Origin of the sequence: Faecalibacterium langellae, from assembly GCF_002549775.1 — a bacterium.
GTDB classification, from domain to species: Bacteria; Bacillota; Clostridia; order Oscillospirales; family Ruminococcaceae; genus Faecalibacterium; species Faecalibacterium langellae.
In genome coordinates this window covers 598,604-616,482 of the sequence record NZ_NMTR01000021.1, presented here as the reverse complement: position 1 = coordinate 616,482, position 17,879 = coordinate 598,604, and the positions used below count along the sequence as shown (strand labels likewise).

Annotated in this window: 25 protein-coding genes; all 25 read right to left on the bottom strand. The window is 63.2% G+C overall.

Translation table 11 applies throughout. From position 1 onward, the window contains the following. Positions 1 to 5 precede the first annotated feature (5 nt). The 25 genes from CGS49_RS11450 to CGS49_RS11330 all read right to left on the bottom strand — a co-directional run bounded on the left by CGS49_RS11450 (position 6) and on the right by CGS49_RS11330 (position 17,812). Positions 6 to 1,376: a hypothetical protein gene (locus CGS49_RS11450; protein WP_097801932.1), complete on the bottom strand. Its 1,371-nt coding sequence runs from the start codon at positions 1,374 to 1,376 to the stop codon at positions 6 to 8. A gap of 15 nt (positions 1,377 to 1,391) precedes the next feature. After that, the gene (locus CGS49_RS11445; protein ID WP_097801931.1) at positions 1,392 to 1,973 is read right to left on the bottom strand and encodes a hypothetical protein; all 582 of its coding nucleotides are present in this window, start codon (positions 1,971 to 1,973) and stop codon (positions 1,392 to 1,394) included. Next, a complete protein-coding gene (locus tag CGS49_RS11440) occupies positions 1,970 to 2,155 on the bottom strand; it encodes a hypothetical protein (RefSeq protein ID WP_097801930.1) in 186 nt (61 codons plus the stop codon). Before CGS49_RS11440 ends, CGS49_RS11445 begins: the two co-directional genes overlap by 4 nt. A 14-nt stretch (positions 2,156 to 2,169) precedes the next feature. Beyond that, complete coding sequence (locus CGS49_RS11435; protein ID WP_097801929.1) at positions 2,170 to 4,059, bottom strand: hypothetical protein; 1,890 nt, start codon at positions 4,057 to 4,059, stop codon at positions 2,170 to 2,172. A gap of 86 nt (positions 4,060 to 4,145) precedes the next feature. Further along, positions 4,146 to 4,529, bottom strand: coding sequence for a hypothetical protein (locus CGS49_RS11430; protein WP_097801928.1), 384 nt, complete (start codon positions 4,527 to 4,529; stop codon positions 4,146 to 4,148). Between the two features lie 77 nt (positions 4,530 to 4,606). Further along, positions 4,607 to 4,912 carry a hypothetical protein gene (locus CGS49_RS11425; protein WP_242975453.1) on the bottom strand — a complete coding sequence of 102 codons (306 nt, stop codon included), beginning with the start codon at positions 4,910 to 4,912 and terminating at the stop codon, positions 4,607 to 4,609. Between the two features lie 113 nt (positions 4,913 to 5,025). After that, positions 5,026 to 6,045 (bottom strand): N4-gp56 family major capsid protein, encoded by a 1,020-nt coding sequence (locus tag CGS49_RS11420; RefSeq protein ID WP_097801927.1) that lies wholly within the window; start codon positions 6,043 to 6,045, stop codon positions 5,026 to 5,028. Between the two features lie 62 nt (positions 6,046 to 6,107). Next, positions 6,108 to 7,460 carry a ribosomal-processing cysteine protease Prp gene (locus CGS49_RS11415; protein ID WP_097801926.1) on the bottom strand — a complete coding sequence of 451 codons (1,353 nt, stop codon included), beginning with the start codon at positions 7,458 to 7,460 and terminating at the stop codon, positions 6,108 to 6,110. A gap of 10 nt (positions 7,461 to 7,470) precedes the next feature. Continuing rightward, positions 7,471 to 9,477: a portal protein gene (locus CGS49_RS11410; RefSeq protein ID WP_242975452.1), complete on the bottom strand. Its 2,007-nt coding sequence runs from the start codon at positions 9,475 to 9,477 to the stop codon at positions 7,471 to 7,473. Between the two features lie 199 nt (positions 9,478 to 9,676). Next, positions 9,677 to 11,137: a terminase large subunit domain-containing protein gene (locus CGS49_RS11405; RefSeq protein ID WP_097801925.1), complete on the bottom strand. Its 1,461-nt coding sequence runs from the start codon at positions 11,135 to 11,137 to the stop codon at positions 9,677 to 9,679. After that, positions 11,118 to 11,828, bottom strand: coding sequence for a hypothetical protein (locus tag CGS49_RS11400; RefSeq protein ID WP_097801924.1), 711 nt, complete (start codon positions 11,826 to 11,828; stop codon positions 11,118 to 11,120). The genes CGS49_RS11405 and CGS49_RS11400 overlap by 20 nt, the downstream gene beginning before the upstream one ends. A gap of 245 nt (positions 11,829 to 12,073) precedes the next feature. After that, positions 12,074 to 12,343, bottom strand: coding sequence for a DUF1492 domain-containing protein (locus tag CGS49_RS11395; RefSeq protein ID WP_242975451.1), 270 nt, complete (start codon positions 12,341 to 12,343; stop codon positions 12,074 to 12,076). 43 nt (positions 12,344 to 12,386) lie between these two features. Further along, positions 12,387 to 13,271 (bottom strand): hypothetical protein, encoded by an 885-nt coding sequence (locus CGS49_RS11390; RefSeq protein ID WP_097801923.1) that lies wholly within the window; start codon positions 13,269 to 13,271, stop codon positions 12,387 to 12,389. Positions 13,272 to 13,536: 265 nt separating this feature from the next. Continuing rightward, positions 13,537 to 14,172, bottom strand: a complete 636-nt coding sequence (locus CGS49_RS11385) for a hypothetical protein (protein ID WP_097801922.1) — start codon at positions 14,170 to 14,172, stop codon at positions 13,537 to 13,539. Then, positions 14,169 to 14,390: a helix-turn-helix domain-containing protein gene (locus tag CGS49_RS11380; RefSeq protein WP_097801921.1), complete on the bottom strand. Its 222-nt coding sequence runs from the start codon at positions 14,388 to 14,390 to the stop codon at positions 14,169 to 14,171. Before CGS49_RS11380 ends, CGS49_RS11385 begins: the two co-directional genes overlap by 4 nt. After that, positions 14,387 to 14,581: a hypothetical protein gene (locus CGS49_RS11375; RefSeq protein WP_097801920.1), complete on the bottom strand. Its 195-nt coding sequence runs from the start codon at positions 14,579 to 14,581 to the stop codon at positions 14,387 to 14,389. Before CGS49_RS11375 ends, CGS49_RS11380 begins: the two co-directional genes overlap by 4 nt. Continuing rightward, on the bottom strand, positions 14,578 to 15,327 hold the full coding sequence (locus CGS49_RS11370; RefSeq protein WP_097801919.1) for a hypothetical protein: 750 nt from the start codon (positions 15,325 to 15,327) through the stop codon (positions 14,578 to 14,580). The genes CGS49_RS11375 and CGS49_RS11370 overlap by 4 nt, the downstream gene beginning before the upstream one ends. Next, the gene (locus CGS49_RS11365) at positions 15,324 to 15,509 is read right to left on the bottom strand and encodes a hypothetical protein (protein ID WP_097801918.1); all 186 of its coding nucleotides are present in this window, start codon (positions 15,507 to 15,509) and stop codon (positions 15,324 to 15,326) included. The genes CGS49_RS11370 and CGS49_RS11365 overlap by 4 nt, the downstream gene beginning before the upstream one ends. Positions 15,510 to 15,520: 11 nt before the next feature. Then, positions 15,521 to 15,736, bottom strand: coding sequence for a hypothetical protein (locus tag CGS49_RS11360; RefSeq protein WP_097801917.1), 216 nt, complete (start codon positions 15,734 to 15,736; stop codon positions 15,521 to 15,523). After that, complete coding sequence (locus CGS49_RS11355; RefSeq protein ID WP_097801916.1) at positions 15,733 to 15,930, bottom strand: hypothetical protein; 198 nt, start codon at positions 15,928 to 15,930, stop codon at positions 15,733 to 15,735. Before CGS49_RS11355 ends, CGS49_RS11360 begins: the two co-directional genes overlap by 4 nt. A gap of 4 nt (positions 15,931 to 15,934) precedes the next feature. Next, complete coding sequence (locus CGS49_RS11350; RefSeq protein WP_097801915.1) at positions 15,935 to 16,252, bottom strand: hypothetical protein; 318 nt, start codon at positions 16,250 to 16,252, stop codon at positions 15,935 to 15,937. Between the two features lie 45 nt (positions 16,253 to 16,297). After that, entirely contained in the window at positions 16,298 to 16,555 is a 258-nt protein-coding gene (locus CGS49_RS11345) for a helix-turn-helix domain-containing protein (RefSeq protein ID WP_097801914.1), read from the bottom strand. A gap of 14 nt (positions 16,556 to 16,569) precedes the next feature. Continuing rightward, positions 16,570 to 16,983 (bottom strand): DUF3846 domain-containing protein, encoded by a 414-nt coding sequence (locus CGS49_RS11340; RefSeq protein ID WP_179859072.1) that lies wholly within the window; start codon positions 16,981 to 16,983, stop codon positions 16,570 to 16,572. Positions 16,984 to 16,987: 4 nt separating this feature from the next. Then, positions 16,988 to 17,227: a hypothetical protein gene (locus CGS49_RS11335; RefSeq protein WP_143405861.1), complete on the bottom strand. Its 240-nt coding sequence runs from the start codon at positions 17,225 to 17,227 to the stop codon at positions 16,988 to 16,990. 276 nt (positions 17,228 to 17,503) lie between these two features. After that, positions 17,504 to 17,812, bottom strand: coding sequence for a hypothetical protein (locus tag CGS49_RS11330; RefSeq protein WP_097801911.1), 309 nt, complete (start codon positions 17,810 to 17,812; stop codon positions 17,504 to 17,506). Between the last annotated feature and the right edge of the window lie 67 nt (positions 17,813 to 17,879).

Sequence of the window (17,879 nt, the reverse complement as noted above, 5' to 3'; positions counted from 1 at the left end):
TCTCCTTATTTTTCCGCCTGAATGATTTTCATGATGGATGCCAGTGTATTGTCTGTAATGCCATCCGAGGAAAGCCGCCCTGCGATCTGCTCCAGCGTGTATCCCTGATTTTTCATGCTTTCTGCTGTTGCCAGCCCGCTGCGCAGCGGGCTGGATCGAGTGCTTGCCCGAGTGGATGCTCCCACAGTGCTGCCCATACTCTCACTCTGCAGCCATCCCGCATCCGTCAGGGTCTGCTTGTAAAAGTCATACAGCGGGTCTCCCTCTTTCATGCTTTTGAAATCTTTCGCCATCGTCTGCAGCTGGCTGGTAGTAAAGGTGCTCCCGCTCTTGCCGCTCGACCTGCTGCCCGAGCTCCTACTGCTGCCGGTCTTCGTGCCGTACTTCCGCTTCAGCTGCAGCTGACCGCTCAGCAGGTTCAGGTTGCTCTGGTTCTGCCGGTTTGCAATGGTGCTGTAATAGTCGATGCTGTTCGGGTCCAGCCCCACCGCCGTCAGATAGCTCTTGGCCGCCGTGTCGTAGCCGCTGCCTGCCAGACCCGCTGCCGTGGTCAGATAGGTCAGCTTATCCTGGTCCACCTGCGACAGCCCCTGCCAGGTGTCCAGCATCGTGCTGTCCAGCCCGTATTTTGCCAGCAGCTGCGTTGCTGCGTCATCAAAACCGGCCTGCTTGTAGGCAGCCGCCTGCTGCAGTGCCGCCATCTGGTCGCTCAGCTCGTTCCGGGTCAGACTGTCATTGTACTGCCGCTCTGCGAAAGCGTTCTCCCAGTCCTGCTGCCGGTATCCGCGGTAAGCGTCATACCCTTCCAGCGCCGCTGCGCCCACGTTCTTCAGCACATTCCACGCATTGCTCAGGAAATCGCTCTTTTCCTGCCGCGCCTGCTGGGTCTGGTCGTACTGGTAGTTTCGCCAGTCTGCCGCGTTGCTCACGCTGCCGTCGTACTCCCTGCGCTCCAGCTGGTCCTGTCCCAGCAGCGCGTTCAGCTGGCTGCTGGTTCCGCTCAGCTGCTGCTGCCACTGGGTCAGTGCGTCCGCCCGGGCCTGCGCCAGCGTGCCCGCCGTGCTGCCGGTCTGGCTGGCCGCCGCCTGGTTCGCCGCACTCTGGGCCCAGTCCGCCCCGTACCCGCCGGAAAGCCCCTGTGCCGTCTGCGCGGCCGCGTCGGCCCCAGCGCCCGCATTGTTAAACAGGCGGCTCAGCGCGCCCCGGTAGCTGTCGCCGGTCGAAGCGTAGCCCGTGCCCGCCTGGTTCTGGCCGGTCATGCTCTGCAAAGCGTCCTGGATGTCCTGGTCATAGCTGTTGTCATAAGCCCCCGGCATCGCGTTCTCCGCGTCGGTCAGCTTCTTCTGTGCATTGTTCAGTCTCGAAAATACGCCCATTGTGTTCTCCTTTCTTTACAAAAAGAACGGCAAAATCTGCGCCGCCAGCCCGATCACCTGGAACAGCCCGTTCAAAAAGTCCTGCGTGTTCTGCTGGTGCTCGTTGTAGGCGTTCTGGTATTCGTTCTGCCGGTAAGAAAGCCCGTCCTTCCAGTTCGCCAGGTCCTTCTGGTACTTGTTGTAGTCGTTCTCCTCGGCGCTCTGCAGCCCGCTCAGCTCTGTCTGCAGCCCGGCCTTCTTCGTGTTGTACTCGCTGCGGCTCTGGCTCATCAGGCCGTCCAGCACGTTGTCCAGGTCGTTCATGGTCGATGCATAGGCCTTCTGGCCCGCCTGGGTGCCGTAGCTGGAGCCGTAGCCGCCGGTCCGTGCGCTGGCATCCGCCTGGGCGTTCTGGTTTGCCAGCTTCGCCTTCTGGGTGTACTGGCTCTTGTACTGCTGGTATGCCGTGTCCGCCGCCGGGTCATAGTCATAGTCGCCCATGCCGTCGATCTGGCCCATCACGTCCTTGATCTGCCCCTGGTACTTGCTCTGATAGTCCGCGGGCTTCGTCTGCTCGTAGCGTTCCAGCTCGCTTCTCGCGTCCGTCAGTCTACTCATGCGTTCTTCACCTTCTTCAAAAAGTCCTCGTTCATGTTCTCGCTGTCCAGATTGGTCAGCACATACCCCAGCTGTTCCTGCAGCTGGTACAGGTAGTTGGTCAGCGCTTCGGCATCTTCGGCCGGCATGTCCTCGCTGAACTTCGGCAGGCCAATGCCCGCCAGTCCCGCCACACTTGCCATTGTTTCGCTCCTTTCTACCGTCTCGGCACCGCGCCGCTCACCCGTCCTCCGGCTGCGTCCGCCAGCGTCAGGGCCACGCTGCGCAGCACCATCTGCCCGCTGCCGGAAAACTTCAGCCGCATCAGGTCGTGCCGCCGCGGCACAAAGGGCAGGTTGATCCGCTCGTCGGCCCGCACCGCTGCGCAGCTGCCCACCGTCTCCCAGTCCCCGCCGTCGTAGCTCACGGCCACGTCCACCACCGTGTGGGCCAGTGCATCCAGCCGCAGCGTCACCCGGCTCACATACTTGTCGTCCGGGCTGCTCATGCCAATGTCGCCGGTCACCGCCTCAAACTGTAACCGCGTCTCGGTCTCGCCGTCCTCCTCCCGGTCCGGGTCTGCCGCCCATAGGGCATTGCCGTCCCAGAGATACAGCTGCTGCCCGGTGCCCACCATTTCGGTGCCCGCCGGGCTTTCCTCGTGCCACAGTCCCGTCTCCGTGTCGTACACCAGCAGCCGCCCGCCGGTCTCCGTTTTTCGTTTCAGGTAAAGGTAGTACCGCGCATCCAGGCTGCCGCCCATGGCCCACTCCACCGCCGTCAGCCTGCCGGTGGCCAGCGTCCCGGACACCTTTGTGGGCAGGCTGCCGCCCCAGGCCATCACCCCGTCCGGCGAAAGGTAATAAAGCGTCTCCGCGATCACGCACAGGCTGCCCGCTGCGTTCGCCGCCACGCCCCGGCACCGCACGCTGGAAAGCTGGTAGTCGCTGGGCTTCGAGCCGTACAGCTTGTGGATGCAGTTCTCCTTGAAGAACAGCACATACCCCATGCAGCTGGCCGCGCCGGTAAACGCCCCGTCGCTGCCCACGCTCACTGCGTAGCTGTCCGAAGCGATGCCCCGGTAGCTGTACCAGTTGGTGGGGTCGCCCAGGGCGCAGGCGTAAATGGTGTTCTCCTTCCGGCTGCAGCCCCACACCCGGTTGCCCTGTTCGGTCACAAAATCGAAGTCCGGCACCTGCCGTTCCATGGTCACCGGCGCGGTCGCCGCCTCGTTCTCGGTCGCTTTGCCGTCCAGGCTCTGCCAGGTGGTGCCGGTGCGGCTGATGGTCCAGCTGCCGTAATACCGGTCCGTGTCCTCCGTGGGCACCAGCGTCGCAATGATGTCATCTTCTTCCAGCGTCCCCACCGTGATCTCTCCGTTCAGCCCCGCCGCCACCGCGTCGCACACGGCCTGCTGCATCCCGCTCAGGGTCACGGTGTCGCCCTCCTTCAGCACGCCGCCCACGCCCGGGCAGTGGATGCGCACCGTCTGCAAAAGCACTTCCTGCCACTTCTTGTTTTTTGCGCTGTACTTCAGCAGCACGCTGCCGGTGCCGTAGGGCGCGTCGTCGGTGCTTTTCAAAAACAGCTGCCCGTCCTCCGGCTTTTCCGGTTCGGTGTCTCCCGCGCCGGTGGGGTGGTAGAGCACGCCTTCCGTGTCGCAGGGCGTCACAGTCATGGCTTCGTCCCCCAGCTCCCACTTCGCAGCAAGGTCGGTCAGGGTGCCCGTCTCGGTGTCAAAGGCCTTCTTGTCCGGCCAGATCAGCACCTTCGTGCCCATGCCCGCCAGCGCCTTGTGCTCGTCGGTCAGAGCATTTTCCAGCACCACAGCCCCGCTGCGGCCCTCATCTGCGTCCGGCGTGTACTCCAGCGTGGTGCCCCGGCAGAGCAAAAGCCCGTTCAGGTGGTACATGCCGTTCACGTCCTTCACCTCCCGGGTCTTCCTGCGCGGGGCCCGGGTCTGCAGCGCCGGGTATCCCCGGCTGGAAAAGTTCATCTCCCGGCTCAGCTCTGCCTCGCTGCACCCATAGGTCTCGTTCACGCCGCCAAAGGCCCGCAGCAGTTGCCGCCCGGCCTGTAAAATGTTCAAATTGGTTCCATCTATCATGCTGCACCTTCCTTTAAACAAGGCTCCCACCTTGGGGGAGCTCCGCAACGCGCCGCCGTCAGGCGGACGGAAGCGGTGAGAGGGCGTCAATACCTCCACTGCACCCCGCCCGCCGGGGGATACTTTCGCCGCATCCACGCAGCAAACTCCTGCACATAGTCGCTGTACATCTGCAGCGCGTTCGTGGCCCGGGCCGTCTCGCCCAGTGCAAGGTCCATCTGTGCACACAGCCAGTGGGTGTACAGCGGGCCAAACTCCTCCGGTGCCAGCAGTTCGGTGTCGTAGGCAAGGCCGTCTGCCCATGCCTTGTCCGCGCCCACCGCGTCAAAGTCGCTGCACACGCTGCGCTGCACCACGCTGGAGCGCAGCCGCGCGTCGCACTGCCGCAGCCAGTTCTGTTTCAGCCCGTCCGAAAATTCGTTGTTCGGCCGCATCTCGTCGGCCTGTTCAATTGCCTGTCCTGCCGTCATCTCATCAACTCCTTCATGCAAAAACACCCGGCACAGCCAGAGTGCCGCTGTACCGGGTGTCCGTTGTTTCTGTCAGATTACACGCGCTGTGCCTGCTGCACCGCTGCCGCCTCTGCTGCCGCGATTTTCTCCGCTGCAGCGTTGTCCATCTCCTCGCTGTGGCGCAGCACCTCGGCAATGGCCTTCGGCACCTCCACGTCCACACCGCGCTGGATCAGATAAGTCTCGCCGTTCACGCCCACGAAAACGGGCTCGCTGTAGCGGTGCCCGTCCTTGAACAGATGCACGATCTCGGTGTCCTTCTCTGCCTGTGCGTTCTCCTGCACAGCTTCGGTCATTGCTGCAGCGTCCTGCACCGCAGCTTCCTGCTTCTTTACTGCCATAGTTTCTCCTTTCATGCGCCGCAGCGCACATCATCTGCCCCATGGGCAGACATCATTTGCCCGTCCGGGCATCCTCATTGCGCAGCACATCATGCCGCGCCAGCGGCTTTGTGTCAGTTCGCCAGTGCCTTTGCGCTGTACCTCTCGCTGCAGCTCTCAATGCGCACCATGTACGGCTCGCTCAGGCGTTCGGCGGTCTTGGTGGCCTTCCAGCCCACGGAAGCGCGCTGGTTCAGCGGGTCGTCGCCGTAGCCCAGCTGCTTCACGATGTGCTGCATGCCGCCGCCTTCCAGCTCGGTGGTAGCGTAGGCGTGGGCACCCAGCACCAGGGTGCTGAAAACCGCCAGGCCCGTCGGGCAGCCGGTGCCGGTCCAGATCTTCGCCTCGCTCGACACCACGAACCTCACGTTGTTGATCTTGCCGATCTCGCCGTTGAAAATTTCCTCCGGGGCCGCGTACTTGTGGGCGTCCACCCATGCCGGGTCCTTGCGGATGTCGTAGCTGGTGTACGGGTGCACGATGGCCACATAGCTGTCACCGATGGGGTCCGCGTTCTGGGCCTGCAGCAGGGCCACGGCCTGGTTGATCACGTCCACGGTCAGCTGCGCAGTCTTGTCCAGGCCTGCGCGGCTGGTCACGGCCGTCTCCACGCCGTCGGCCACCTTGGGCGCATAGATCACGTTGGTGCCGCCGTTCAGAATGTCGCGCACGATGGTGTCCATGGTGCGGCCGCCCTGGCTTGCCAGCAGGTTCGTGGCCTGCACCACGTTGTTGTCGATGGCGGTCAGGTCCAGCATGTCGGTCAGGGACACCCAGCCGCCGTACTGGTGCACGTCTGCGGTCACCGTGGTCACGGTCAGGGTCTGGCCCGCCGGGGTCACACCTTCGGTCAGGGGCTCGGTGGCCTTCGGCAGCGCCGTGTACTTGCGGAACTCGATGGTCTTGCCGTTGTTGGCCGGGATGGGGTAGCTGTCGCCGAACTGGTCATGCACCAGTGCAGGCTCTGCCAGGTCCAGCAGGGTCTTCTCGTAGTAGGTCTTCATTTCAGCGGACATGCCGCTGGTGGCGGTGGTGTTCTGCAGCTGTGCGCTTGCGTCAGCAAACAGCTGCAGGTCCAGTCTCTTGTTGCTCATTTGTTGGTCCTCCTTCAAAAGGTTTTTATCTTTCTCGCACCCTTCGCGCGGGAAATTCATTCTCACAGCACGATCCGTTCCCCGCGCCGTGCCCGGCGTGCCAGCTCGGCCCGCTGTGCGCGGGTCATGTGCTCCACGTCCACCTTGGTCTCTGCCGCGCCGCCGGGGCGCACGCCGTTCTCGGTGGGTCTCTGGCCGCGCTGCTGGATGCGGGCTGCCACACCCTGTTCCACCTGCTTTGCGGTCTTGGCGGTCTGGTTCTCCATCAGCTGGTCAAAGTAGGCTGCGCGGTACGCCGCTTCCAACCCGATGCCCCGCCGGATCATGTCCGCCACGGCCGGGTTGTTCAGCACTTCGTCCAGCGCAAAGCTCGGGTACTTCTGCTGCAGCCTTTCCGCTTCCGCCTGCCACTGCGCCTGCACCGCCGCCACACGCTGCTGGTGCTCGGCGGCCGCGCGCATCTGTTCGGCCCGCTGCTTCTCGGCGTTGGCCCGCTGCAGCTCCCCTTCCATCCGGTCCATCTCCCGGGCCGTCTTCACGCTGATGCCCTTTTCGGCGGCAAGGGTCTCGTAATAGGCGTCGTTCTTCACCTTGCCGTTCTTCACCGCGTCGGTCAGCGCGGTCAGGCTGTCCGGGCTGCTGGCGTCCACACCGTAGGCCTCGCCCAGCGCGTCCATCAGCGCCTTCACCTGGGGGTTGTTCTGGATGTTCTGCGCCGCCACCTGTGCCGCGCGCTGCATGGCTTCCTCAAACTCCGCCGCGTACTCGCCCTGCATCAGCTGGCCAAAGGCCCGGCGCTTTTCCGCCGGGTCTGCCGGTTTGTGCTCCGGTTCCTGTTTCTCCTGCTGCGTCTCCGGCTTTTCTTCGCCGGGTGCATCCTCTTTTGCAGCTTCGCTGCCGGTATCCGCGCCGCTATCGGCAGCCGGGGCCGGTGCGCCCGCTTTCGCGCTCTTTCCCGGGTGGCTTCTCTTTGCAAGCCGCTCCTGTGCGGGGCGCAGTTCCGGTGCCTGCACCGCCGGTGCGCTCTCCGCACCATCGCCAGCCGTCCCGCCGTCTCCGCCGTCGGCAAACAACTGCAGATCCACCATATCCTCCGTGCCCGTCCCGTCGTTAAAGGTCACAAACTTCGGGTACAGCTGCGCCACAAGTTCCAGCCCGTCCGTCACCAGCTCAAACTTTACCCGGTTTTCCGGGGTCGCTCTCGCCTGCAGTTCCAGATACGTTCCTGCAGCTCCGCTGCTGGATGCCACCGCAAAGCCGTCTTCTCTGTCGTTCACGCTGAACGCCAGCGCCTGCATCAGCGTGCTTACCGCCGCGCACACAATGTCCTGCCCTTTCGGTGCATATCCCGCGTGCCCTTCTGCCCGCAGCTTCAGCACGTTCTCCTTGGCTTCTCTATAGGTAATTCTGATCATGCCGTTCTCCTTACTCCTTATTCGGGTTGTTCACGTTCATCGCCCGCTTCGCCGCCTGGCTCGAAAGGCTGGTGGAACTGTCGCCCACCACGCCGCCAAGGCTGTTCAGGGTGCTGGCTGCTGCGGTCTTTCCGCCGCTTCCGCCCCCGCTGCCCGCTGCCGCCTGGCTGGCTGCCCCCGCCGCCGCGCTCACGTTGGTGCCGTTCTGTGCGTCGATGATCGCCGCCATCTTCTGCAGCTGCTGGGCCATCTGCTGCAGCTGCTGGTACAGTGTGCCGTTCTGGCCCACCCGCTGGCGCACCTTCTCGATGCCCTCAAAGTCCATCATGTCCAGCGCAGCCAGCGCCGCGTCAGCATTGGCTGGTGCAAAGAATCCCATCTGGTAGCATTCCTTCGCCGTCTCATTCTGGGAAAGGCGGCTGAAGGTGCTTTTCTTCGCCGCACTCACCGTGATGTCAAAGATCGGTTCCCGGTCGCCCAGCTGCACACCGCCCACCATGCCGCCGGGCTGGGGCTGTAACTGCGCATTGCTGAAGGGCACATACTCCGTGCCGCCGCTCTCTCCCGTGATGCGGTATACCCGCTGCTCGTCGTAGAACTGCCGCATCAGCTCGATGATGAAGTAGCACTCCTGCGCAAAAGCCCGGTAGGCGCTTTTCAGCATGTCGCGGGAAAGTTTGCTGCCTGCTTCCTGCAGCGCTGCAATGGCGCTGGCCGCCGTCAGGCCGCTGGTGGTGCCGCCCTGGGAAACATCGCGGTTGCCGCTGATCTCCTTCAGCTCGTTCACCCGGTCGTCCCGGTAGGTGATCAGGTTGCCCGCAAGCCCCGCCGTCTGCAGCGGCCGCATGCTCTCGTCGGTCACCCGGCCCGCCGCATGCACGATGTCCCGGCCAAAGTCGGCCAGTTCTTCCTCGTTGATCCCCGCCGTGTCGCTCAGGATGTACCGCTGCTTTGCGCTCAGCTTCACATTCTCGTCCATGGCGTGGTTCATCTCGTCAATGGCGGTCTGGGTGTCCTTCATCACGTCGATGTACCCAAAGCCCGCCGGGCTGTCCTCCTCGCGGAATAACGGGTCGAACACAAAGGGATACTTTCCGTGGTCGTAAAAGCCGCTCTCCGCGTACTGCGGGTCGTTCTCGCTGGCATACAGCACGATGCCGTTGCAATACTTGCAGTAGTGCAGCACCGTCTGCCCGCCGGGCTGGGCCTTTTTGTAGTACCAGTCCACCACCACGCTCTTGTCGGCGGTGTCGATGCTGTCATCGTGGATGTACTTTGCCACGTCCAGGCTGTGGCCGGTGTGGCCCTTCAGCTGCGGGTACTGCGCCTCCAGCTGTTCCGAGTTTGCCAGGCTCAGGCTGAACAGGTTCGGCGAGTCCTGAATGTCCTCCACGCCCGGCTCCCAGTACAGCATCAGCAGGTTCACGCTGCGGATGCTGATCTCGCCCAGGCCCTTGCGGGCCGTCGGGTCCCAGAAGATGCCCTTCACGCCGGTGCCGGTCTTCAACTTGCGCCACCAGGTGTCGCTGTACACCGTCTCGTAGTCGCACTGTTCCAGCACCGTGGGCAGGATTTTGGAGAGTACCTTCGCGGTCTCCTCGTCGTCCGCCGCCCGGGGCAGCACGTTGGGTTCCGGGTAGTTGTCCATGGCGTCGGCGTGCTTGTTGGCGATGCTGTTGAACAGCCACCCGCTGGAGGGCTTCGGCTTGCCTTCCATCATCTTGTTTTCGTAGTTCTTCCAGTGCCCCATGCGGAACCACAGCTCGTTGTCGATGATCCGCTTGTCGAGCGCCGCCTTGCCGGTCTTGTACTTCTGCAGGATATCGTTTGCCTTCTTGACTTCTTCCTCCCCGATCACCTGCGCCGTGGGCAGTTCGAAGGCTTCCCCCTCGGGGGAAGCTGTCGGCAAAGCCGACTGATGAGGGGCAGCTGCGGCATTCTGCATTTCTCCAAAGGCCCCGTCCCTCTGGTCCGGGTAGCGCTTCAGCATCCCCTGCAAAAGCTCGTTTTCATTCATGCGCTTCACCTTCTCGTTTTTCAAATCGGAGAAACGTGAAAAAATCGTTTAGCGAAGCGGCTAGATTTTTTCCGTTTCGACTTCTTCTTTGGGGTCTGAAAGGGGCGAGCAACCCCTTTCTCGTCAGGGGTAAGTGGAGTCCAGAGGATGAGAGGGGCGCGTCGAAACGCCCCTCTTGTCCTCTGGCCCAGCGGAGCGTCTACACCCTCATCACCCGCGTCCGGCTCTTTCTCTTGTCCAGGTCCAGCGGGTCGTCCTTCATCGGCACATCCCGCACCGCCTGCTTCGGGCTCAGCGGGTTTTCCATCAGCACATACCGGCACTCGTCGTAAATGTGGTCTTCCTGTGTGGTGTCAATGTCCTCCACGTTGCTCTCGTCATAGACCAGGTTCGGGATGGTGCGGATAAAATGCTTGCATGTGTCGAACACCTGGAACATCGGCCGCCCCTCGCGGTCGAAGGCCAGCCGGTAGTGGAACTGCATCTTGCCCGCAAGCCGCGTGTGGTCGCCGGGCTTCCAGAAGATGTAGTTCGGGTGCTTTTCCTGCATCTCGGCAATGCTCTCGCCCTGGCTCTCGTTGAAGATGGCCGGGTCTGCCACGCCGGTGATCTGCCGCCCCCGCAGCATGGGGTCGTTCTGCTCTGCCTCCCGGATGCGCCTTGCCTGCTCCACCGGGTCGATGCGCAGGCCTTCGTTCGGCGTACCGGTGCAGCCGTACAGCTCCTTGATGCGGTAAAGCCGCCCTTCCTCGTCGGCCGCGTACCAGCCCACGGAAAAAGGCTTTGCATAGCCGAAGTCGTACCCGCGCCAGATGCGCCAGTGTGCCGGGATGCGGAACGGCTTGATGACGTGGGTCCACCGCTGGTCCTCGTAGTGGTCCGGGTCGTTGCGCCATTCGGTGAACACCTGGCCGGAAAAGCTGTCCCAGTCGCCGTAGAGCAGCGCCTGCTTTTCCGCTTCCGGCAAGCTGGCCAGCGTGCCCAGGTATCCCGGGTCATTCTCCAGCAGCTTTTTGTTGTCAAACACCGTGGACGGGATGAACACCCGCGTGCGCCGCATCTGCTGCACGGTGCCGTCCGGCTTCTTCACGTCCACCAGCTGCACCATGCGGGTGCCCGGTGGTGCCGGTGTGATGAACCGGGCCTTCACCCATCCGTGGCCGATGCCGCCGGGGTTGGCCGTGGCCCGCATGTACACCACCGTGCCCGGGCCTGTGGGGCGGTTGCGGCTCATGAGGTAGCTGTACTCCTCCCAGGTAAAGTGGGTCAGCTCGTCCACCCCGATAAAATCAAAGGCCTTGCCCTGGTAGTTGTACTTGTCCTGGGTGCGGAACATGCTGCCGAAGTAGATTTTCGCCCCGCTGGGGAAGGTCCACACATGGCTCGACGCGTTGTACTTCGCCTTCGGGAAGACCGGCTTGTAGTACTGCATGGTCTTGTCGATCAGCTCGCTCAGCTGCGGGTAGGTCTTGCGCACGATCAGCCCGCGATAGTGTGGGATGTCCACCTGCCGCAGCGCCTCGATCACCAGCGCGTCGCTCTTGCCGCCGCCTGCGGCCCCGCCGTACAGGGCCTCGTCCTCGCTGCGCCGCATGAAGGCGGCCTGCTTCGGCTGCGGCCGCCAGAGGATGGGCCTGCCGTCATACGTCTCCCCGGCCATCCAGTACCACCTCCTGCTGCTCGCTCCTGTCCTGGCCTTCCATCAGCACCGCCGGGGCCGCGCTCTGGCTGCTGCCTTCGTCCCGGGGCACCAGCGCCGCAGCGTTGGCGGCCGTCGTCAAAAGCACCGCCGCAATGTTCGCCGCGTCCTTGTCGGTCATGGCTTTCGCTTCGTACCGTTCCAGCTGCTTTGCCAGCTCGTCCCGTTCCTCGTCGCTCAGCTGCCGGTCGTAGGTCCCCGGTGCGCTGCGCACCACAAGGCCGGTCTCCGCTGCGTCCTGCAGGTCTTCCGCCTCGCTTTTCAGCAGCCCGCCGATCTCGTACCGCCGCGATCGGGCGTCCTCGTCCAGCCGCTGCTCCAGCTTTGCCCGGATATCCGCCGCCCGCTGGTTCTCGGCCACCCGCTGCTGCAGATAACCCACCTGGGCCCGGGCCCCCAGCGCTGCCCGCGCTGCGATCTCCCGCGCCGCTTCGGCCCGCGCCTGGGCAAAGGCCCCGTCCGGCTGCTTGGCTTCCTCCGCCATCCAGCTGCGGATGGTGCTTTCCGGCACGCCGTACTTCCGGGCCACCGCGCAGATGGAGTTCGAGCCGATCATGGCCATCACCACGTCCGCCCGTACCTTTGCCGGGTACTTCTTGCCCCGGCCCTGTCGGCCGGGCACCGTGTTCTTGCAGTATCTGCGCGTCGCCATTCCCGGCCCTCCTTCCCGTGCTTTGCTTCCAGCCTATCACGTTTCTGTCTGCAAAAAAACTACGGACTTTTTTCAGCGGTCTCGCGCGGCGAGTACGGGTTGTGTTTGCTGGTTTTTCTTCAGCGGCCTTACGGCGCTTTGAAAAATCAGAACACTGCCCCAACAACTCCTCCCTGTTTCCGCCGCTGGCGGCGGTCGTCGTCGTTGCAGCACAAACAGGCCGCACACATTCGTGTCCAGCCTGTTCAGATCAGCCCCGCCGCCGCCGCATACACCGCCACGGTGGAAAGCGCCTCCAGCTCCTTGTGGTAGTAGGTCGTCCGCCCGATGTGCAGCAGCCCCACCACGTCCCACTCGCTCCGGCCCTCGATGTACCGCAGCCGCAGCAGGTCCCAGCACACCGGGTCCTCCCTGGCATAGTAGTCCCGCACCCGGCCCAGCACGTCTTCCCACTGCCCGCTGCCGTCAAACTTCCGCAGCGCCTTGCGCACCGCCTTTTTCTGCTGCTTTGTCACCCGTCCACCGCCTTCCGCGCGCAAAATAAAATAATCCTGTCTGTCAGGTGCGAACTTTCGCAAACTCTCTCCGCCGCAGGATCAGATACGCCTGCGGTTCACTGCTTTCCCAGCCCTCCGGCCGCGGCCTGTCCGTCTCGTACAGCTGCTGCGGGTCATACACCGCCACCTGTACCACTTCCCACCCCGGGAACCGTTGCTCCCACCAGTAGGCGTTCTCCGCGCACTCGGTGCAGCCCTTGCGCAGCTGCTTCCGGCTCCACTTGGTGTCGCAGGCGGCCAGCTCGTCCGGCTGCCGCAGGTTCCGCGTCTCGATGCAGCTGCGCTCTTTGTGGCCGTAGATGTACCCCACCGTGCCGTTTTTGCCCTGCCCGTCAATGCCCAGCAGCTTTTTCATGTCCATGCGGTCCACATTCATGGTGCCCAGCGGGTCGTATTCGCCGGTGCCCGGGATACGCCGCCGCCATAGGTCTTCCAGCATCTCGCGCCACTCCCGCCGGTCGGCCGCATCCAGTCCTTTGCACTGGGCAAACCCGTGCAGGTGCAGCCGTCCGGCTTCGCCCTTGCGCACCGCCCACAGCATCAGCCGGATGCTGTCCTTCGGCACGCCAAATCGCTTGCAGGTCGCCGTGATCACCCGCCGCTTGTAGTTCTCCACGTCCTTCCGGCAGGCCGCAAAGTCTGCAGGTAAATAGCCGTCCTCGTATGTACCGGTCAGGAAAAAGCCGTTCTTGTCAAAATTCGCCAGCACCTTCCGCTGCTTTCGGCGCAGGCTGGCGTACTTGTTCCGCTCCTTCTGGCCCCGGTCGCTCTCCTTGCGCTTCTTGCCCCGCTGCCGGTGCTCCTGGTCGGTCACTGCATAGACGCCCACGGTCATGTACTCGTCACCGCACTGGTATTTCTTTTCCCGGATGTAGCTTCTTCGCATCCCGGCACCTCCTGCTGGTCGTCAGCGTCCTGTGTTTTTCCGTTTCCATGATCATCACCGTCACAGAAATAACGGGTATACAAGCCCCCCAAAAGCGTCCCGCCGGACGCCCTGGAGCAATCACGCATTATAATAAGGTAGGTCCTGCCCCTTCCGGGGCCCGACAAACCATTCCGGCTAAGGTGCAGCCGTCCGCTGCACACCACCCGGCACGCCTTGTCTTTTGTCGCCAAAGCCCCCAGGCTTGATTGCCTGAGGGCCGTTTTTATGGTATTTCCGGCTTTCCCCGTGCGGCCCACACGCCGTAGCTCAGCTCCGGCAGGCCCCGCTTCCGCGCCGCTGCGTTGTACCCGCACAGCGCGTGCACGTCCAGCTGCAGCGCGTCCGGGTCCTTGAGCTTCGGGATCACGCCCTTCGCCGCCTTTTTCTGCGGCTTCGACGCCGGTGCCCGGTGCTGCTCTGCCTTCGGGAGCTTCTTCGCCCCCGCCGCGTTCCGCTGCACGATGCTCCGCCGCACCTTTTCCCGGGTCAGCTTTGCAATGCCGCGCGCCGGGCAGCAGCCCTTCCGGGCCCAGTTTGCCGCCATCTGGGTGCAGTCGAAAAATCCCTGCTCCACCAGTTCTGCCGCCGTGCCCTTCGCCATCCGGTTGCCCGCTGCATCCCAGGCGGTGTACTCCCACACCTCCCGCAGCAGCGTCTTTGTGGCCGCCGGGGGCCGCTTTTCCCGCTCGATCCGCCAGATGCGCGGCTTTTTCACGGTCTTTTTCTGGCGCATGTACTCGCTCTGCAGCCGGTCCCGGTCCGGGAACAGCCCCGCCGCCACCAGCTCGGTGGGGGTGCCTTCGTGCAGCAGCGCGCCGGTCTTCGGGTCGTACAGGCGGTAGACGTAATGTGCACTCATCTTGCCTTCCCTCCGTACAGCTCCACTTCGCAGCCGTCTTCGGTGACGAGCACCCCGCCGTCCAGCGCCCTGGCGATCTGCTGCAGCCGCACCGCGCTCAGCCGTTCCAGCCCGCCGGGCTGTACCCAGCGCTTCACACAGCTCGGTGCCGTTTCGGTCGCCTTCGCCAGCGAGCGCACCGTCTCGCCCCGGTATTTCATGGCTTCTTCCAGTGTCATGCCTGCTTCGCCTCGCTTTCGCTGCGCGCGTACCGGTGCTTTGCCGTCTGCCACGCTTCCTCCCGCCGCTTTTTGGGGTCCACCATATCGCGGCTGACCATGTCGTGCACCTCGCGCAGCTGCACGCCGTGCCTTCCCGCCATCAGCTTTTCAAACCGTTTGCGGGTCATTTTGCATTTGTCTTTGCTCACTTTCTTCTCCTCTCCCAGCTGTCCGGCATGCCCGGCTGCTGCAGGATCGTGTTGATCTTCTTTTCGATCTCGCCCGGCGCCAGCACATTGGCCCCCGCCGGGGCCGCCCGGTGCCCCAGCGCCTTTGCCATGTTCCGCCGGATAAACGCCGCTTTCTGCTCCTGGTAGTCCCGGTCGGCCTGCTTTGCCCGCTCCTCGTCCGGCACGTTCTCGATCGTAATGTCTTCCTTCAGTGCGTCCTCGGCGCACCGGCGCAGCCGTTCCATGGCCCAGCTCAGGCTTTCGTGGCCTTCCTCGTTCACCTGCCGGTAGTTGGCCAGGGTTTCTTCCCGCAGCCGGTTCAGCCGCTTGCTGCTGTAGCCCAGCAGCTCCATGCAGGCCCGGGCGTAGATGGTCCACACCATGCTGGCGGCCACGTCGCCCGCCATGCGCAGCTGCTGCTCCCGCCGGGTGCGGGGTGCGCGCAGCACCGGCACCCGGAACTCCGGTTCCACGCCCTCCGGCAGCCAGCCTTCCCGCAGCGCACGGCTGCGGTCGGTGCTGGGCATCCCTTTGTCGTTGGCCGTCATGGCCACGTCCAGGCTTTCGTAGGCCAGCGCTTCCGCCCGGGCCTCGATCTTGTTCAGCCGGTCCTTCCCCACGCCGAAGCACTGGTGCAGCGCGATGATGATGCACCACCGGGTCATCTCGGCCGTGCCGTCCCGCGTCAGGTCCAGCTCCTGGCTCAGGCTCATGTTCCGTTTCATGTCCGCTTCACCCCTTCCCGGTACTGGTTGTATAACACGATCCAGTCCTGCGTGCCCAGCTGCTTGTCCCGGCCCGCTTCGCTCAAAAGCCGGTAAGCGCCGCTCTCCTTGTCGCCCGGGTGCTGCCAGTCCAGCTTTTCCAGCTCCTGGGCCATCCGGGCCTTGTAGTCCTCTAAGGTCATGGTCTCTCCTTTCACGGCTCGCCGCGGTCGTTCATCCAGCTGCACGCCAGCGCTCTGGCTTCGGCCAGCTTGCTGCATAAATGGTTCACCGCCGTTTCCTTCATCCACTCCGGCAGCTGGTCCACCTGCAGCAGGGCCGCGCCCATGTCCCGCACCAGCTCGTTGCCAAAGGTGTCCACCCGGGCCCAGATTTCTTCCTCGTCCGGGGTCAGATTTACAGGTTTCACGGCAGTTCCTCCACATGGTAGGCTTTCGCGCGGCAGGTGGGGTTCTCTACCTTCGCCGCAAATTCGCCCTTGAGCTTTGCGTCCACCTTCGTGGCGGCCCGCACGATGTAGGTCATACGCAGGGTGTAAAGGCTGTTCGTCTGCGGCAGCTGCTTGCTCAGCTCCACATGTACCCGGTATTTTTTCAGGCCCATGGCGTCAGCCCGCCTTTCTCCGGCGGCCGCGCTTGTCCATGGTCTTGGCGGCCGCTTCGTCTGCCTGCTGCCGCCGGGCCGCAGCTTCGTACTGCCGGTTCTCCTGCCGGCAGTTCCAGCCGTACAGCCCCACCCCTGCCAGCGTGCACAGCACCGCCCATAAGATCAGCGGTGCCCGCGTGGCGGCCGCGCCCGGGCCCATGCCGCCAAAGGCCATCAGCGCCAGCGTGATGCCCGCCTCTGCCAGCCCAATCAGCTTGCCGCCCAGCCACAGCGCCGCAGCGCCCGCCGCCAACACGGCCCATCCGTTCCATTTCCGCATTGTCAAAACCTCCGTTTTGTGTTAAACTTCTGGTGATAGGCGTTGTCAGACTCTATCACCTGTAGGCTCGCCGGTGTTCGCTGCACCGGCGGGCTTTTTGTTTTTTCGGTTCAGCGCTCCCTGTTCCAGCGCTGCGTTTTTGTCAATGCGCCATAGCTTCGGCCCCACCTTTTCGGCCGGCAAAAGCCCTGTGCGGCACATCCTCTGCACCGTCTTCGGGGTAACGCCCATCAGCTCGGCATACTGCGCCGGGCTCAGGTATGCCGGCAGCTGCCGCGCATCATAGATTCGCGCCTTCCGCATGGTTATTTCTCCTTTCAATCCGGACTGAAGGTCTGGCACCGGTATTCTTCGCCGGTTTCTTCCAGATCCAGATTCCACTCGCTGCCAATGGTCTCACACACCGGCCTCGCAAAGCCGATCAGCTCATCGCCCCGCGCAGTCATCAGCACCGCCGTGCCCACAATGCCTGTGCCCATGTAACGGTACTGGTACAGGTCGGTGGCCCGCTCGTTGAACGGCAGCTCCTGCAGCAGCCCTTCTTCGTTCACGATCAGCTGGATGCTGTCCACATCCTCCCGCGCCCAGCTGGCCGCCAGGCAGGTGTCGGCCGCCTCAATGGGCCCACCCACCAGCGCCTGCAGCGTTTCCAGCGTGCAGGTATCCCCGTCGTCACAGGGCAAAAGGTAAGCGCTGGTGTCCACCGGCATCACGATCACAAAACGTTCCATGTCCTTATCCCTCCGTATTGGCATAGCCTGCTTTTTCGGCGTCTTCCACGCTGACATCGTCAAAACACTGCTCCAGCACCATCAGCACCCGGCGCTGTGCGCCGGGGCGCAGGTTTGCCCGGCGCATAGCGATCAGACAATAGCCCATGCAGGCTGCATTGCTCCACGGCCCGTTCAGGTTTGCCAGCATCCGGGCCGCCTCGTTCTTCTTGCCCATCTCTTTGTCCTCCTTGGTTTCATGCATTCTTCCCCGGCTGGCCCTTATTCTCCGATTTGTGCTATACTTGCACTGAAAGGAGATGAAAGCCACCCGTGCTTTACAAAATCATGTTTGAAATTCAATGTCCCTTTGACGCTCTGGGAATTCTGCCTGCAATGGAATCCGAAATCTGCTGCAGCGTTGTCCCCGGAAAGTCTCCGGTTTTCTCGGTTCCTAACGTCTGTGACCGCTGCAACGACACAAACTTTGAGCAATGTCAGCAATGCACTGGCGCAATCTATCAGATGTTCCGGCAGGGGCTTATCCCTGTGGAGTTTCTTCCTTCCTGGCCGGTTCGCACTCTGCCTGACCCCATCCGGCCATGTCTTGAGCTGCTTTCAGAATGATTTCTGCATTCTCGGCAATCACCCCGGAAAGCGACCTGTTATAATCAGGGTCATACACAGCCATCTTTCTGGCCGCCATCCACCCCGGCAGGAATTCCCAAAGGGTCTGTGCCGCTTCCAGTGTTCGGTTATTTTCTTTGCTGTGTAAGTACAGCCCCAGTTCGTTGTAGTCCCTGCTCACCTCTCGCTCAGGTGTGCAGGGCTTTTTCTTGTCCTCGTCCACGTTCTCCGCTCCTTTCATGCGCTCTTGCCCTTATCTGCCGTTCTGTGCTACACTTTCCGACAGAAAG

What these genes read in the sequence shown, in the direction of transcription:
- CGS49_RS11420 (WP_097801927.1), bottom strand. Translation starts at nt 6,045, where the DNA reads ATGAGCAACAAGAGACTGGACCTGCAGCTGTTTGCTGACGCAAGCGCA.
- CGS49_RS11440 (WP_097801930.1), bottom strand. Translation starts at nt 2,155, where the DNA reads ATGGCAAGTGTGGCGGGACTGGCGGGCATTGGCCTGCCGAAGTTCAGC.
- CGS49_RS11390 (WP_097801923.1), bottom strand. Translation starts at nt 13,271, where the DNA reads ATGCGAAGAAGCTACATCCGGGAAAAGAAATACCAGTGCGGTGACGAG.
- CGS49_RS11340 (WP_179859072.1), bottom strand. Translation starts at nt 16,983, where the DNA reads ATGGAACGTTTTGTGATCGTGATGCCGGTGGACACCAGCGCTTACCTT.
- CGS49_RS11355 (WP_097801916.1), bottom strand. Translation starts at nt 15,930, where the DNA reads ATGGGCCTGAAAAAATACCGGGTACATGTGGAGCTGAGCAAGCAGCTG.
- CGS49_RS11435 (WP_097801929.1), bottom strand. Translation starts at nt 4,059, where the DNA reads ATGATAGATGGAACCAATTTGAACATTTTACAGGCCGGGCGGCAACTG.
- CGS49_RS11365 (WP_097801918.1), bottom strand. Translation starts at nt 15,509, where the DNA reads ATGACCTTAGAGGACTACAAGGCCCGGATGGCCCAGGAGCTGGAAAAG.
- CGS49_RS11370 (WP_097801919.1), bottom strand. Translation starts at nt 15,327, where the DNA reads ATGAAACGGAACATGAGCCTGAGCCAGGAGCTGGACCTGACGCGGGAC.
- CGS49_RS11380 (WP_097801921.1), bottom strand. Translation starts at nt 14,390, where the DNA reads ATGACACTGGAAGAAGCCATGAAATACCGGGGCGAGACGGTGCGCTCG.
- CGS49_RS11445 (WP_097801931.1), bottom strand. Translation starts at nt 1,973, where the DNA reads ATGAGTAGACTGACGGACGCGAGAAGCGAGCTGGAACGCTACGAGCAG.
- CGS49_RS11430 (WP_097801928.1), bottom strand. Translation starts at nt 4,529, where the DNA reads ATGACGGCAGGACAGGCAATTGAACAGGCCGACGAGATGCGGCCGAAC.
- CGS49_RS11345 (WP_097801914.1), bottom strand. Translation starts at nt 16,555, where the DNA reads ATGCGGAAGGCGCGAATCTATGATGCGCGGCAGCTGCCGGCATACCTG.
- CGS49_RS11405 (WP_097801925.1), bottom strand. Translation starts at nt 11,137, where the DNA reads ATGGCCGGGGAGACGTATGACGGCAGGCCCATCCTCTGGCGGCCGCAG.
- CGS49_RS11385 (WP_097801922.1), bottom strand. Translation starts at nt 14,172, where the DNA reads ATGAGTGCACATTACGTCTACCGCCTGTACGACCCGAAGACCGGCGCG.
- CGS49_RS11415 (WP_097801926.1), bottom strand. Translation starts at nt 7,460, where the DNA reads ATGATCAGAATTACCTATAGAGAAGCCAAGGAGAACGTGCTGAAGCTG.
- CGS49_RS11425 (WP_242975453.1), bottom strand. Translation starts at nt 4,912, where the DNA reads ATGGCAGTAAAGAAGCAGGAAGCTGCGGTGCAGGACGCTGCAGCAATG.
- CGS49_RS11400 (WP_097801924.1), bottom strand. Translation starts at nt 11,828, where the DNA reads ATGGCGACGCGCAGATACTGCAAGAACACGGTGCCCGGCCGACAGGGC.
- CGS49_RS11410 (WP_242975452.1), bottom strand. Translation starts at nt 9,477, where the DNA reads ATGAATGAAAACGAGCTTTTGCAGGGGATGCTGAAGCGCTACCCGGAC.
- CGS49_RS11335 (WP_143405861.1), bottom strand. Translation starts at nt 17,227, where the DNA reads ATGCATGAAACCAAGGAGGACAAAGAGATGGGCAAGAAGAACGAGGCG.
- CGS49_RS11350 (WP_097801915.1), bottom strand. Translation starts at nt 16,252, where the DNA reads ATGCGGAAATGGAACGGATGGGCCGTGTTGGCGGCGGGCGCTGCGGCG.
- CGS49_RS11450 (WP_097801932.1), bottom strand. Translation starts at nt 1,376, where the DNA reads ATGGGCGTATTTTCGAGACTGAACAATGCACAGAAGAAGCTGACCGAC.